Annotated in this window: 13 protein-coding genes and 1 tRNA gene; 6 read left to right on the forward strand and 8 right to left on the reverse strand. The window is 47.0% G+C overall.

Annotated elements, in window-relative coordinates:
- Positions 1 to 278: 278 nt before the first annotated feature.
- The 8 genes from DWW13_RS14125 to dnaA all read right to left on the reverse strand — a co-directional run bounded on the left by DWW13_RS14125 (position 279) and on the right by dnaA (position 10079).
- Positions 279 to 366, reverse strand: a tRNA-Ser gene (locus DWW13_RS14125).
- 201 nt (positions 367 to 567) lie between these two features.
- The gene (locus DWW13_RS14130) at positions 568 to 1272 is read right to left on the reverse strand and encodes a lysophospholipid acyltransferase family protein (RefSeq protein WP_118720398.1); all 705 of its coding nucleotides are present in this window, start codon (positions 1270 to 1272) and stop codon (positions 568 to 570) included.
- Between the two features lie 74 nt (positions 1273 to 1346).
- A complete protein-coding gene (gyrA, locus tag DWW13_RS14135) occupies positions 1347 to 3854 on the reverse strand; it encodes a DNA gyrase subunit A (RefSeq protein WP_118595954.1) in 2508 nt (835 codons plus the stop codon).
- Between the two features lie 30 nt (positions 3855 to 3884).
- The gene (gene gyrB / locus DWW13_RS14140) at positions 3885 to 5816 is read right to left on the reverse strand and encodes a DNA topoisomerase (ATP-hydrolyzing) subunit B (RefSeq protein ID WP_022462277.1); all 1932 of its coding nucleotides are present in this window, start codon (positions 5814 to 5816) and stop codon (positions 3885 to 3887) included.
- Complete coding sequence (gene recF, locus DWW13_RS14145) at positions 5817 to 6914, reverse strand: DNA replication/repair protein RecF (RefSeq protein WP_022462276.1); 1098 nt, start codon at positions 6912 to 6914, stop codon at positions 5817 to 5819.
- Positions 6915 to 6954: 40 nt separating this feature from the next.
- A complete protein-coding gene (locus DWW13_RS14150) occupies positions 6955 to 7164 on the reverse strand; it encodes an RNA-binding S4 domain-containing protein (RefSeq protein ID WP_055225968.1) in 210 nt (69 codons plus the stop codon).
- Between the two features lie 122 nt (positions 7165 to 7286).
- Positions 7287 to 8396, reverse strand: coding sequence for a DNA polymerase III subunit beta (gene dnaN / locus DWW13_RS14155; RefSeq protein WP_055225966.1), 1110 nt, complete (start codon positions 8394 to 8396; stop codon positions 7287 to 7289).
- A gap of 342 nt (positions 8397 to 8738) precedes the next feature.
- On the reverse strand, positions 8739 to 10079 hold the full coding sequence (dnaA, locus tag DWW13_RS14160; RefSeq protein WP_022462273.1) for a chromosomal replication initiator protein DnaA: 1341 nt from the start codon (positions 10077 to 10079) through the stop codon (positions 8739 to 8741).
- A 708-nt stretch (positions 10080 to 10787) separates the two neighbouring features.
- On the opposite strand from dnaA, the gene rpmH reads away from it, so the two are divergent.
- The 6 genes from rpmH (at position 10788) to mnmE (ending at position 15291) form a co-directional block, all read left to right on the forward strand.
- Entirely contained in the window at positions 10788 to 10922 is a 135-nt protein-coding gene (gene rpmH / locus DWW13_RS14165; RefSeq protein ID WP_005952426.1) for a 50S ribosomal protein L34, read from the forward strand.
- A 98-nt stretch (positions 10923 to 11020) separates the two neighbouring features.
- Positions 11021 to 11368, forward strand: a complete 348-nt coding sequence (gene rnpA / locus DWW13_RS14170) for a ribonuclease P protein component (protein ID WP_022462272.1) — start codon at positions 11021 to 11023, stop codon at positions 11366 to 11368.
- Positions 11365 to 11574, forward strand: coding sequence for a membrane protein insertion efficiency factor YidD (yidD, locus tag DWW13_RS14175; RefSeq protein WP_022462271.1), 210 nt, complete (start codon positions 11365 to 11367; stop codon positions 11572 to 11574). Before rnpA ends, yidD begins: the two co-directional genes overlap by 4 nt.
- A gap of 23 nt (positions 11575 to 11597) precedes the next feature.
- The gene (gene yidC, locus DWW13_RS14180; protein WP_117802685.1) at positions 11598 to 12893 is read left to right on the forward strand and encodes a YidC/Oxa1 family membrane protein insertase; all 1296 of its coding nucleotides are present in this window, start codon (positions 11598 to 11600) and stop codon (positions 12891 to 12893) included.
- Positions 12894 to 12906: 13 nt separating this feature from the next.
- Positions 12907 to 13731 carry an RNA-binding cell elongation regulator Jag/EloR gene (gene jag / locus DWW13_RS14185; RefSeq protein ID WP_118697736.1) on the forward strand — a complete coding sequence of 275 codons (825 nt, stop codon included), beginning with the start codon at positions 12907 to 12909 and terminating at the stop codon, positions 13729 to 13731.
- Between the two features lie 171 nt (positions 13732 to 13902).
- The gene (gene mnmE, locus DWW13_RS14190; RefSeq protein ID WP_199674858.1) at positions 13903 to 15291 is read left to right on the forward strand and encodes a tRNA uridine-5-carboxymethylaminomethyl(34) synthesis GTPase MnmE; all 1389 of its coding nucleotides are present in this window, start codon (positions 13903 to 13905) and stop codon (positions 15289 to 15291) included.
- The last annotated feature ends 78 nt before the right edge of the window (positions 15292 to 15369 follow it).

Raw genomic sequence — 15369 nt, forward strand, 5'->3', positions numbered from 1 at the left:
CCGACTCGGATCAGCTCGTTTATTTTATCACAGAGCTTTTCGTTTGTCAAGAACTTTTTTGATTTATTTTTTGAAGTTTTTTTAACTTCTTCGCCGTTCTTTCGATCAGCAACTCATTTATTTTATCAAACTCATTCGCTTTTGTCAAGAACTTTTTTAATTTATTTTTTGGATTAGTTTTTTCAAACCTATCACCAACTCTGCTATCTTATCAGATGTGAAACTGTTTGTCAAGAACTTTTTCCACAAAAAATATCATTTTGTTTTTGGCTTTTAAACGGAGAAGGAGGGATTTGAACCCTCGCGCCGGTTACCCGACCTACACCCTTAGCAGGGGCGCCTCTTCAGCCACTTGAGTACTTCTCCAAATGCCTAAATATAAAATGATATGTGCAGTCACTCATTCGTGACGCATGGTTTATTATACAAAAACCTTACGTTCTTGTCAACCCGTTTTTTCGAATTTTTTGTTTTTTTCTTACTATTATAGAAAATATGCCTTACAGAACCCAAATCAGCCCCCAGAATAGCAGAAAAGAGCGCATATCACGCTCTTTTCTGAAACCGCTACGCGGTTACGACGGCTTCAATTCTCTTCTTTACCATCTCGGCAATCTCTGTTGTCTTCATTCCCTGGTATTCCTCGTATGGGATCGGGTCGAGAAAATGGACTTCTACCGTTACATGACGGACGGTATTGGAGTCAAACGGAACAAAACAGTTTTTTAACGCAACCGGCACGATCGGGCATTTTGCTTTTACTGCGATCTTGAAGCTGCCGCTTTTAAACTCCTGCAGCTGGTTTCCCTTTCTGCTCCTCGTTCCTTCCGGAAACAGAATGACGTTTTTGCCTTCTTTTACGACATCGGCCGCCTCATTGATAACCTGCATTGACTGCCGCAGATTCTCCCGGTCCATAAACAGCGCGTGGATGCACGCAAAGACCTGTTTTAAAAACGGAATATGCTCTACCTCTTTTTTGGCAACAACTGTAAAGGTACGCGAGCACGCTCCTGCGATCGCCAGCACATCGTACAGTCCCTGGTGATTCGGATACATCACAAAACCGTCCTGCTCCGGAAGATTTTCTGCTCCATAGGATTCCACAATGACGTTTCCGCCTTTGTTCGCCCGCTGTACAATAAAGCGCAGCATTTTAAAGTGCTCTTCCAGACTGTACTTGTCCGGATGCGCTGCATGGTAACAGAGCCGGCACCACATCCACGGAACCAGAAGCAGATTCCGCAGCACCATCAGTAAAATTCGTTTCATGTTTTTCTCCCCTTCCCCAAACGAGCAAAACGTGCCTGAGCTTTTTTCTCTCAGACACGTTTTGCGACGCTGTATTATTCCTTCGTTTCCTCAGAAGCACTTTCGGTCTCTTCCACCGAAACCGGAGTCTCCTCGGATGCCTCTTTGTCTCTTACCTTTGCAATGCTGGCAACCTTGATTTCGCCGTCCACATCCATCAGCTTAACGCCGGATGTGATCCGTCCCATCACAGAAATGCCGGAGCATGGCGTACGGATGATGATTCCCTCTGTGGTGATCATCATGATCTCATTATCCTCGTTGACCGCCTTGGAACCAATCAGGTTTCCGGTCTTTTCGGTAATCTTATAGCATTTGACACCCTTGCCGCCGCGGAGCTGTACGGTAAACTCTGCCATCGGCGTCCGTTTGCCCATGCCGTTTTCGGATACGACAAGGAGATAGTCTCCCTGCGTGCAGATCTGCATGCCGACTACTTCATCGCCGTCCAGAAGGTTGATGCCGCGTACACCCATGGAAACACGGCCTGTCGTACGCACATCGTTTTCCTTGAAGCGGATACACTGGCCGAATTTCGTTACCAGAATAATCTCTTTCTCGTTATCAGTTGTCTTAACTTCAATCAGTTCATCATCATCGCGGAGCGCAATGGCAGCAAGACCCGTTTTTCTGACGTTCTCGTATTCTTCGAGCGGCGTCTTCTTCACCAGTCCCTTTTTCGTTGCCATAAACAGATAATGGCCCTTCTCATATTTGCGCATTGGAATAACAGCGGTAATCTTCTCTCCCGGCTGCAGCTGGAGAAGGTTGACAATCGCCGTTCCTCTTGCGGTTCTGGACGCCTCCGGAATCTCGTATGCTTTCAGACGGTAGACTCTTCCCGTATTCGTAAAGAACATCAGGTAATGATGGGTCGTTGTCATCAGAAGCTCCTCGATATAATCATCCTCAATGGTCTGCATGCCCTTGATTCCCTTGCCGCCGCGGTTCTGGCTGCGGAAGTTGTCAACTGTCATACGTTTGATATACCCCAGTTTTGTCATGGTGATGACGGTATTCTCGCGCGGAATCAGATCCTCCATGGAGAGATCGTACTCATCAAAACCGATGGAAGTTCTTCTGTCATCGCCGTATTTTTCGGATACGGTCAGAATCTCCCTGCGGATAACGCCAAGAAGCACCTTGCGGTCTGCGAGGATGGCTTTTAACTGCTCGATGCGCGCCATCAGCTCTTTGTACTCATTCTCGAGCTTCTCCCGTTCCAGACCGGTCAGAGCGCGCAGACGCATATCTACGATTGCCTGGGCCTGGGCATCACTCAGATCGAAGCGTTCCATCAGGTTCTTCTTCGCCTCTGCCGCATTCGCGGATGCACGGATGATATGGATCACTTCGTCAATATGGTCAAGCGCTTTTAAGAGTCCTTCCAGAATATGGCTTCTCTCCTGCGCTTTGTTCAGGTCGTATTTCGTTCTTCTCGTCACAACCTCTTCCTGGTGCTGCAGATAATACGTCAGCATCTCCAGAAGGTTCATGACTTTCGGCTGATTGTTTACCAGTGCAAGCATGATCACACCAAAGGTATCCTGCATCTGGGTATGTTTGTACAGCTGGTTTAAGATGACGTTTGCATTGGCGTCGCGGCGCAGTTCGATACAGATGCGCATACCCTCACGGTTGGAGTGGTCCGCAATGCCGGTGATGCCGTCGATCTTTTTATCTCTTACCAGCGCGGCGATGTTCTCGATCAGGCGCGCCTTGTTTACCATATACGGGATCTCGGTTACGATGATCTCGCTCTTTCCGTTCGGCAGCGTTTCAATGTTCGATACCGCGCGAACACGGATTTTACCGCGGCCGGTACGGTAAGCCTCGTCGATACCGCGGGTACCGAGGATTTCTGCTCCGGTCGGGAAGTCAGGGCCTTTTACAATGCCGAGAATCTCCTCGAGATCTGTCGTACGGTCCTCCTCGATGATATTGTCAATAATTTTTACAATGGCACTTACCACCTCGCGCAGATTGTGCGGCGGGATGTTCGTTGCCATACCGACTGCGATACCGGAAGTACCGTTTACCAGAAGGTTCGGGTAGCGGGCCGGCATAACAACAGGCTCTTTTTCGGTTTCATCAAAGTTCGGGGCGAAGTCTACGGTGTCTTTGTTGATATCCGCCAGCATCTCCATCGAGATTTTGCTTAAACGTGCCTCGGTGTATCGCATAGCCGCAGCGCCGTCGCCGTCGACGGAACCGAAGTTTCCATGGCCGTCCACCATCGGATAACGGGTTGCCCAGTCCTGTGCCATGTTGACGAGTGCTCCGTAGATAGAGCTGTCGCCGTGCGGGTGATATTTACCCATCGTATCACCGACGATACGCGCGCACTTACGGTGCGGCTTATCCGGCGTATTGTTCAGTTCACTCATGGAGTACAGAATACGTCTCTGTACCGGCTTTAAGCCATCGCGGACGTCTGGAAGTGCACGGGATGCAATTACGCTCATCGCGTAGTTGATGTAGGATTCCTCCATCGTGTCTTTCAGATCGACCTCGTGAATTTTATCAAAAACATTATCTTCCATCTTTTCCTCCACTTCAGTTCACAGGACTTTTTAGATATCCAGGTTGTTTGCGTATTTTGCTCTCTCTTCGATAAAGTCACGGCGCGGTTCTACCTTGTCGCCCATGAGCGTATTGAAGGTAAGATCAATTTCAGAAGAATACTCTTCATCGAACACAACGCGGCGCAGGACACGGCGTTCCGGGTCCATGGTGGTCTCCCAGAGCTGCTCCGCATCCATCTCTCCCAGTCCTTTGTAACGCTGGATCTTATTATCTCCGCGTCCAATCTCATTGAGGATCTGATTCATCTGATCGTCGTCGTATGCGTACCATACTTTTTTGTTTTTCTCAATCTTGAACAGCGGCGGCTGTGCCAGGTAAACGTGGCCCTGTTTGATCAGCTCCGGCATGAAGCGGTACAGGAACGTCAGCATCAGCGTGTCGATGTGCGCGCCGTCGACATCGGCATCGGTCATGATGATGATCTTGTCGTAGCGCAGTTTTGTGATATCGAAATCGTCGTGGATTCCGGTTCCGAATGCCGTAATCATCGCTTTGATCTCGGCATTGGCATAAATTTTATCGAGACGTGCTTTCTCTACATTCAGGATTTTTCCACGCAGAGGCAGGATCGCCTGCGTTGCACGGCTTCTCGCGGATTTTGCGGAACCGCCCGCGGAATCTCCCTCGACCAGGAAGATCTCACAGTTTTTCGGATCCTTGTCGGTACAGTCTGCCAGTTTTCCAGGCAGGGACATACCGTCCAGTGCGGATTTTCTTCTCGTCAGGTCACGCGCTTTTCTTGCAGCCTCTCTCGCACGCTGGGAAAGCAGGGACTTTTCAACGATCGTTTTTGCGACAGCCGGGTTCTGCTCCAGGAACAGCTCGAGCTGGGTGCTCACGATATTGTCGACTGCTCCTCTCGCCTCGCTGTTTCCAAGTTTCTGCTTTGTCTGACCCTCGAACTGCGGCTCCTCGATTTTGATGCTGACAATCGCCGTCATACCCTCGCGGATATCCTCTCCGGTCAGGTTCGGTTCGCTGTCTTTTAACAGTTTATTTGCTCTTGCATATTCATTAAAGGTTTTCGTCAGCGCATTCCGGAAGCCCACGATATGGGTACCGCCCTCCGGCGTCGTAATGTTGTTGACAAAACCGTACGTATTTTCCTGATAGGAATCGTTGTGCTGCATTGCAACCTCAACAAGAACGCCGTCTCTTTCTCCCTCGCAGTAGATGATGTCCGGGTAGAGCGCCGTTTTGCTCTTGTTCAGGTAGCTGACAAACTCTTTGATACCGCCCTCGTAGTGGAATGCTTTTTCCACTACCGGATCCGTGCGCAGATCGCGCAGAACAATGCGCAGTCCCTTGGTCAGAAATGCGGTCTCGCGGAGTCTTGTTTTTAAAACGTCGTAATCATAAACCGTCTCCTCGAACATCGTGTCATCCGGCAGGAAACGGACCTCGGTACCTGTTTTTTCGATCGGACAGGTATCGATGACCTCCAGCTTATTCATGGTTTTTCCGCGCTCATACCGCTGGAAGTAAACCTTTCCATCGTGATAAACGCGCACCTCAAGCCAGTTGGACAGCGCATTTACAACGGATGCACCAACGCCGTGCAGACCGCCGGATACCTTGTACCCTCCGCCGCCGAACTTTCCGCCTGCGTGCAGCACCGTAAAGACAACCTCAACGGCCGGAAGGCCCGACTTATGATTGATGCCGACCGGAATACCACGGCCGTCGTCGATAACAGTGATGGAGTTGTCCGGGTTAATCGTAACGTCAATATTTTTGCAGTATCCTGCCAGTGCCTCGTCTACCGAGTTGTCGACAATCTCATAAACCAGATGGTGAAGTCCCCGTGCGGAGGTACTGCCGATATACATACCTGGGCGCTTCCGTACGGCTTCCAGACCCTCCAGAATCTGAATCTGGTCTGCACCATACTCTGTCTTTTCCATGTTCTCTGTACTCATTTAGATTCCTCCTGTTTCTTTGTGAAACACAGATCCCTCGACCACCTGGAATACGCTGTTTGCCTCAAAATGATTTTCGACAAACTCGTCCAGTCCGGTACAGGTAATCAGTGTCTGTATGCTGTGAATGCTCTGCAGAAGATAATTCTGCCGGCTGCCGTCCAGCTCCGACAAAACATCATCCAGCAGTAAAACCGGTGTATCGTGAATTTCCTCCTCGACCAGACGGATCTCCGCCAGTTTCAGCGAAAGCGCCGCCGTCCTCTGCTGCCCCTGGGAACCGTATTTACGGATATCAATGTCGTTGACCCGCACACAGAAATCGTCCCGGTGCGGCCCGGTGTAGGACTGTCCGAAACGCAGATCACGCTCTCTTCCGGCTTTTAACTCTTCGGAAAACGCTTCCTCGGACACATTCGGTTCATAGGTAATCAGAATCTGCTCCTTTCCTCCGGTCAGATTCTGATGGATCTCGGATAAAATATCATTCAGGCGGCTGATAAACTTTTTCCGCTCGGAAATAATGCTTGTTCCATAGCGGACCATCTGCTCATCCCAGATCTCGAGCGTATCCGCCATTCTGCCGGAAAACGAAATCTCTTTAAGCAGCTTGTTTCTCTGCGCCACCACTTTATTATAATTGGCAAGCTCGATCATGTATAGTCTTGACAATTGACAAATTTCGCTATCCAGGAAACGCCGGCGCTCCGCAGGACCGTTTTTGATGATATTCAGGTCCTCCGGAGAAAAAAACACAATATTTACAATGCCAAAAAGTTCCGACGCTTTGCGGATCGGAACTCCATCAATGGCGATTCCCTTGGATTTATTTTTTTTTAGATGCATATCGATTTTATGCGTGCTGCCGTTCCGCTCCACCATCATCCGGATATGGGCTTCCTCCCGGTCAAACTGGATGATTTCGCGGTCCTTGCTGCCACGGTGCGATTTTGTCGTACCCGCGAGATATAAAGCCTCGAGAATATTCGTCTTTCCCTGGGCATTGTCGCCGTAGAGAATATTCGTTCCGGGGCTGATATTTATGCATAAACTCTCATAATTCCGATAGTTCTTCAGTTCTAAAGATTTGATATACATGAGCACTCGTCCGTGAAAAATCAGCTTAAGTTTTTAAGCCTTATTTTTTAATTTGTATCTCATTTCCATTGTAGCAGACAACATCTCCGTCATAGAGCTTGCGGCCGCGGCGGGTGTCTACTTCACCGTTTACGGTCACGCAGCCGTCCTTGATGACGAGCTTTGCTTCCACGCCGTCTTCTACCAGAGCCGCAGCTTTTAATGCCTGGCCCAGTTTGATGTAATCTTCACGCAGCGTAATAATTTCCATTTTTTCCTCCTGCACTGCCGTGCCTTTTCCTCACGTAAGTTCGCAGTTTTCAACCTGTGTGGCTGTAAAACCGCTGAAAGTTCTTTCAGAAAAGGTTCCGGCAGATTTCAAACTTATGTGACTTATCTCACGGAATTGAAGTTTACCGGCAGAATCAGATAGATATAGCTCTCTTCTTCGTTCCGGATAAAACATGGAGCCTTCGGGTTGACCAGATAAATCGAAATCTCCTCGTCGTCAATAACACGAAGTGCATCGATCAGGAATTTCGGGTTAAAACCGATCATAATATCCTTGCCTTCTTTGTTGATATCGATCTCTTCTTTCATGGAACCCATCGCGGAGTTGATCTGCAGTTCCATCGCTCCATCCTGGATGTCGATGATGATCGGTTTTTTGTCGCCTTCTTTGACAAGAAGCGTCGCACGGTCGATACAGCTTAAGAATTCTTTTTTGTTGATCGTCACTTTTGTCTCGTAATCACTCGAAAGCATCTGGTCGATGCGGAAATATTCACCGTCGATCAGTCTGGAAACGACCGTTGTATCATCGAACTTGAACATAATGTGGTTTTCCGAGAAGTAAATATCAATCTGATCATCCATCTCGCCGGACAGAATTTTGCTGATTTCGTTCAGGGTTTTTCCCGGAACAACGACTTTTCGGTCCGGATACGAATCTTTCAGCTCAATTCTGCGGATCGCAATACGGTGTCCGTCCAGAGATACGACGCGAAGTGTGTTATCTTTGATTTCAAAAAGCTCACCGGTCATCAGTTTGTTGTTCTCATTGGCTGCAATGGAGAAAATGGTCTGACGGATCAGTTCTTTTAAGGTGAACTGGGAAATGGAAACACAATCGGAAGTTTCGAGAATCGGCAGATAGGAAAAATCTTCTCCTGACTGTCCCGGAATGCTGAATTTTGCTTTTTCACACGTAATCGTAGTTACCAGATTTTCATCTGTTTCTATTGTAACCTGATTATCCGGAAGTTTTCTTACGATCTCAGAAAAAATCTTTGCATCCAGAGCAACAATACCGCGTTCCAGAATCATACCTGTGACGATGGTTTCGATTCCGAGTTCCATATCGTTGGAGGTAAATTTGATCACGTTGGAAGATGCATCAATCAGAATGCATTCCAGAATCGGCATGGTTGTTTTACCGGAGACAGCTTTCATAGCGATACCAACGCTTTTTACAAGGTCTGCTTTGTCAAACACTAATTTCATAATTGTGGATAACTCTCCTTTCCTCACTGCTTGGTGAGTCTGCTTATAAAGAAAAAATATAGTAAAAATCCGTAGTCTTAGTCGTAGGGGCTGTGGATATGTGGAAAACCCCGTCAAGAATGCGGAAATACTGGAAAAATCGATCTGTATAACTCTGTGAATAATCGAACGTGAACCTGTGTATGAAATGTTGATAACTTCAGGCCCCAAATTTGTCCACAATTCATCCACAGGCTTTCCACATCGGTTTGTGTATAAATAAGGGCCTGTCAACCGATGAGTTTCTTCTTATATAAATGTAAATCGTTTTTAACCGTTTTGACAGAGTTACAAAGGCTCCGCCTATTTCGACGGGTTGATCTTCTTCTTTAAGATGTCTACCGTGTTGCGGACACTGTCTTTAGCACTCATTTCCTTTTCGATCTTCTCAATGCCGTGCATGACAGTGGTATGATCGCGGTCGCCCATCATTTTTCCGATTCCGGTCAGCGGGGCATCGAGCATTTCGCGGCACAGATACATTGCGATCTGGCGCGGGAATACGATTTTGCTGCTCCGCTTGCTGCCGACAATGTCGGACGGCGTAATATCGAAGTGATCTGCAACGGTGTCGATGATAAATTCCGGCGTGATGACCTTCTTCTCGTTCGGGGAGATGATGTCGCGCAGCACCTGCTCTGCAAGATCAATGTTGATTTCACGTTTTTCAAGGTTTGCGTATGCAATGATTTTGTTGAGAGCGCCTTCCAACTCACGGATGTTCGATTTAATATTGGAAGCGATGTATTCGATCACATCGTCGCTGACGGAATAGCCGTCTAATTCCTGTTTCTTTCGGAGAATGGCGATTCGCGTCTCATAATCCGGGCTCTGGATATCGGCAAGGAGTCCCCATTCGAAACGGGAACGGATGCGGTCTTCCAGGATATCCATGTCTTTCGGGGGACGATCCGAAGAAAGGATGATCTGTTTGTTGGCGCCGTGCAGCGTATTGAAGGTATGGAAAAACTCTTCCTGCGTGGATTCCTTTCCTATAATAAACTGCACATCATCGATGAGAAGTACGTCGATATTGCGGTATTTCTCACGGAATTTGGTCATTGCGGTGTTGTTGCTGTTTCGGATGGCCTCGATGACTTCATTGGTAAATTCTTCACTCGTTACGTAGAGAATCCGCGAAGACGGGTTCTTCTGAAGAATAAAATGTGCGATCGAGTGCATCAGATGGGTTTTGCCCAGTCCAACACCACCGTATAAAAACAGCGGATTGTAGATTTCTCCCGGGGATTCGGCCACGGCGAGAGAAGCTGCATGGGCAAATTTGTTATTGCTGCCGACCACGAAGGTATCAAAGGTATACTTTGGATTCAGGTTCGGCACATAGAGATTTTTCTGGACGGGAGCAGGCGCTTTTTCCTGTTTCACTTCTTCCGGAAGAATAAAGCGGATCTCATAGTTGACACCTGTGATTTCCGCGATGGCCACTTTAATAGGAAGAGTATATTTTTTGCTCACGTAATCGAGACCCATTTTTTCGGATGGAACCAGGATTGTGATCAGATTGTCCTCAACCGAATGGATCGTAAGTGGTTCAATCCATGTAGTAAAGGAGATCTCAGATAATTCGTGCTCGTCCCGCACTCTCTGCAGTATTTCTTTCCATTTATCTTGTACGATTTCCATGCTTTTTCTGTCGCTCCGCTTCTATAATCATTGCTTTTTGGGGATAACTTCTGTCTGGAAAACGAAATTTTCCCCGAATAGTCGCATTTTTACTTCTATATGATATAATAAAATGCCGTTTTATTCAACCCAAAAATGTGGATAATTATTTTTTTATCCACAGAATGTGTAAAAAATTTTCCTGTTGATGAAATGGAGGATAGTTTGTGGATAACAGGGAATCTTATGTTGATAAAATTGTGGATAGAGGGCTGGAAAAACCGAAATGTGTAAAGTCTGGAAAACTTATATACACATTATACATGGCGTAAATACTGGAAAAATTAGAAATGCCCACAGGTTGTACACAGCAAAACCGAAAGTTATCCACAAGGTTATCCACAGATTGTGGATAATGTTGATTACGGTTACAAGATATCGTGTGGAAAGCGCAAAAATCGAACTGGTATTTGTACGCGTGCGGCGGACAGTGTGGATAAGTTGTGGATAAACCGAAAATCAGCACACGGAAGGCACGGGCAGCGGCAGACCGGAAAACCGCGTTAGAGCGGCATTTTTCCCGAAAAAAACTGCGAAAATTATTGATTTTAGGGTTGACGAAATGGGGGTTTATGAATATAATTGAAATGATGTTTTCTGTCATACATGTAGTGAAATACTGCCTTGCAGGCAGTTATTGATTAGAATTTAAAGGAGGTGCCTTATCTTATGAAAATGACATTTCAGCCGAAAAAAAGATCCAGAGCTAAAGTTCACGGATTCAGAGCAAGAATGAGCACAAAAGGTGGAAGAAAAGTTTTAGCTGCAAGAAGATTAAAAGGAAGAAAAAAATTATCAGCATAAAACCAAAGGCCGCATAAAATTTATGTGGTCTTTTCTTCTATCTAAAGCTATTCAATGAAAAGAAAATTTAGACAAATCATGAAGGAAAGAATGGATTCATGAAATATTCGGAAAGCCTGAAAAAAAACAGAGATTTTCAGCTGGTTTATAAGCAGGGAACATCGTTTGCAAACCGATTTCTGGTCATGTATGTGAAGAAAAATCAGCTGGGACGGAACCGGATTGGAATTTCAGTAAGTAAAAAGGTTGGAAACAGCGTTGTGCGCCACCATCTGGCGAGACTGATCCGGGAGAGTTATCGTCTGCATGAAGAGGAATTTCAGTGTGGAATGGATGTAGTTGTGATCGCAAGAGTTAATGCAAAAAACTGTACGTATTTCGAGATAGAGGGAGCACTTTTGCATCTGGGAAAACTGCATCATATATTAAAGGAAACAGAAAAATGAAGACGGTATTGATAAAAGGTATCCGGTTTTATCAGAAGTACCTGTCTCCTCTGAAGAGGGTGCACTGCCCTTATACGCCGACCTGCTCGCAGTACGGGCTGGAAGCGATTCAGAAATATGGTGCTTTCAAAGGAAGTCTGCTGGCATTATGGAGAATACTGAGATGTAACCCGTTTTCACACGGAGGTTACGACCCTGTGCCGTAGATAAATAAGGAGGAAAAGACGTTTTGGATATCGTACTGAGTAAATCAACGTGGCCGATTATCGGGTGGGTATGCCAGATCCTCGGCTGGCTGATCAATGGAATTTATTTTTGTCTGGAAAAAATTGGAATTCCGAATATCGGTATTGCGATTATTCTGTATACGATTATCATTTATCTCGTTCTGACGCCGCTTCAGATCAAGCAGCAGAAGATGTCGAAGATGATGAGCGTAATGCAGCCGGATCTGCAGAGAATTGAAAAGAAATATCAGAACAAAAAAGACCAGGCTTCTCAGATGAAAAAATCTGAAGAAACCATGGCAGTTTATCAGAAATACGGTGTCTCCCCGACAGGAAGCTGCAGTACACTGCTGATTCAGATGCCGATTCTGCTTGCACTGTACCAGGTTATCTATCATATTCCGGGATATATCGGAAGTGTCCGCAATGTATTCCAGGGACTGACAACACAGATGATGGGTGTATCAGGATATTCTGACATCCTGACACAGTTTATCACAGATAACCGTGTTACCATGTACAGTAAAGTAAGTGAAACATTAACCGAAAATAACCTTCTGGACATGTTTTATGTGCTGAAACCGTCCCAGTGGACGAAGCTGGCTGACATCAGCGAGTTCTCCGGTATTGCGGATACCATTACAAAAACCGCCGCGGAGTCCAAGCATATCAACATGTTCCTTGGATTTAATATCACACAGTCTCCGATGGATGTCATCCGCGAGGGTATGGCAAACGGATCTGCGCTTCTGATTGCAGGAGCAATTCTGGTGCCGATTCTGGCATGGTTTACCCAGTGGCTGAACTACAAGCTGATGCCGCAGGCACCATCTTCCAACAACGGAAATAAGACAGCAAACTCCATGGAAAATTCCATGAAGACCATGAACACGGTAATGCCTGTTTTCTCCGCATTTATGTGTTTATCATTCTCCATCGGTATTGGTATTTACTGGATCGCCGGTGCGCTCGTTCGAAGTGTACAGCAGGTTATCATCAACCGCCATATGTCCTCGATCGACATGGATGAGGTGATCCGCAAAAACCAGGAAAAAGCTGCAAAGAAGAGAGAAAAAGCCGGCCTTCCGCCGCAGAAAATCACACAGGCTGCAACGCAGAGTGTGCGTAATATTCAGGTACAGGAGAACGAAGAGCCGTCTGCTGAGGAAAAAGAGGCAGCAAGAAAGGCTTCGACTGAGTATTACAACAGCAATCAGGAATACCGCGCCGGAAGCATCGCTGCGAAAGCAAACATGGTAAAACAGTTTGATGAAAAGAACAGCAAAAAGAAAAAATAGGGGGTAAATCTTTATGGAGTTTATCGAAGTATCCGCAAAAACCGTGGACGACGCCATTACAAAAGCCTGCATCGAGCTTCAGGCTGCCAGCGATAAACTGGAGATCCAGGTCATCAGCGAAGGCAGTTCCGGATTCTTTGGAATCGGAAGTAAACCGGCTGTGATCCGTGCCGCTGTAAAAGCCGCACCGGAAAAAGAACCGGAAACACCCCAGAAACCAGAGAAAAAAGAGGCAGCTCCTGCACCGGTAAAAGAAGCGCCGAAAAAAGAAGCTGTAAAGAAAGAAACGGAAAGAAAATCTGCTCCGCGTCAGGCAGAAACTGCAAGACGCTCCGAGCCAAGAGAAGAGCGTGAAGTAGTTCAGAGAACAGACGAGGAAATCGCCCAGATCAAGGCAACGGCACTTGAGTTCTTAAGCGGCGTGTTCAAAGCCATGGAGCTCCCGGTTGAGATCCAGATGGAGTACAATGCCGAGAATGGTTCTCTTGAAGTTGATTTTGCCGGTGAGGATATGGGCATCCTGATCGGAAAAAGAGGACAGACGCTGGATTCCCTTCAGTATCTGACCAGCCTTGTAGTCAATAAAGAGCAGAAGGATTACGTTCGTGTCAAACTTGATACGGAAAATTACCGCAAGCGCAGAAAAGAAACACTGGAAAACCTGGCAAGAAACATCGCTTACAAAGTGAAAAAGACCAGAAGACCGGTTTCTCTGGAGCCAATGAATCCTTACGAGAGAAGAATCATCCACTCTGCACTGCAGGGAAATAAATTTGTGGAGACCTACAGCGAGGGCAGCGAGCCATATCGCCACGTTGTTGTAGCGCCGAAACGATAAGAAAGCGTAAAAAATATGCAAAAAGACGGTACCTGTGTAAAATACGGGGTACCGTCTTTTCTGGTTTTCTGCTAAAATGGAACTATTCAGAGCCATGCGAGAGGAAAGAAAAAATGTGGATCTGAATACTGGGATCCCCAAAAAGAGAGGTTTTAGAAAGGACTGGAAACAATGGCAGGATTTCATTTGGATGATACAATTGCCGCAGTGTCCACAGCGATGGCGCCGGCGGGAATTGGTATTGTAAGAATCAGCGGAAACGATGCATTCGAAGTGGCGGACCGCGTATTCCGTGCAAAAAAAGAAGGAAAAAAGCTTTCCGCGGTCAAATCCCATACGATTCATTATGGATGGATTACCGAAGGGGAGGAAGTGATTGATGAGGTCCTTGTCATGGTGATGAAAGGGCCGAAAACATATACGGGTGAGAATACCGTCGAGATCGACTGTCACGGCGGGGTGCTGGCGGTGAAAAAAGTGCTCGAGGCAGTCTTAAATGCCGGTGCGCGGGCGGCAGATCCGGGTGAGTTTACGAAACGGGCGTTTCTGAACGGAAGAATGGATCTGACGCAGGCCGAGGCGGTTATGGATGTCATCTCGGCAAAGAGTGCGTATGCCTTAAAAAGCTCCGAGAGCCAGCTGCGCGGAACGGTGAAAAAGGCGATCCGGGCAATCCGCAAGAAGCTGATTTACGAGATCGCATTTATTGAGTCGGCGCTTGATGACCCGGAGCACATCAGTCTGGACGGATACCCGGAGCGGCTGGCCGTGGTTGTTGCGGAGCAGAAAAAGCAGGTTGAAAAGCTCCTGGCATCTGCGGATGAGGGTAAGATGATCCAGGAGGGCATCAAGACAGTTATTCTTGGAAAGCCGAATGCCGGAAAATCGTCGCTTTTGAATCTGCTGGCCGGAGAGGAAAAGGCGATTGTAACGGATATCGCCGGAACGACGCGCGATGTGCTCGAGGAAAATCTGGTCTTAAAGGGCATTTCCCTTCGGATTCTGGATACAGCGGGGATCCGAAAAACGGCGGATACGGTCGAGAAAATCGGTGTGGACCGTGCTTTGGAGCATGCAAAGGACGCGGATCTGATTCTCTATGTGGTGGATGCGTCAGTGCCGCTCGATGAAAATGATGCAAAAATCATGGAAATCCTGAAAGGGCGCAAGGCGATTGTGCTGCTGAATAAATCAGATCTGACTGCGGTGATCGAAAAAGAGGAGATGGAGCAAAAGACAGGCGCTCCGGTCATCAGCATTTCCGCGCGGGAAGAGACGGGTATGGAAGAGCTGGAGGAACAGATGAAAAAGATGTTTTTCCAGGGCGAAATTTCGTTCAACGATGAGGTTTACATCACGAATGCGCGCCACAAGCAGGCGCTTCTTGCAGCAAAAAAGAGTCTGGAACTGACGGCAGAAAGCATCGAAATGGGTATGCCGGAGGATTTCTTTTCCATTGATCTTATGAATGCGTATGAGGAGCTGGGTTCGATCATCGGTGAAGCGGTGGGAGAAGACCTCGTGAATGAGATTTTCAGCAAATTCTGTACAGGTAAATAAAGGCAGCAAATGCAGATTACGAAGATCTGCCGGAATAGAGTTACAAGGAACGACAGCCGGATTTTGACAGAGTAGAAA

This window comes from Blautia sp. AF14-40, from assembly GCF_003479665.1.
GTDB lineage: Bacteria > Bacillota > Clostridia > Lachnospirales > Lachnospiraceae > Fusicatenibacter > Fusicatenibacter saccharivorans.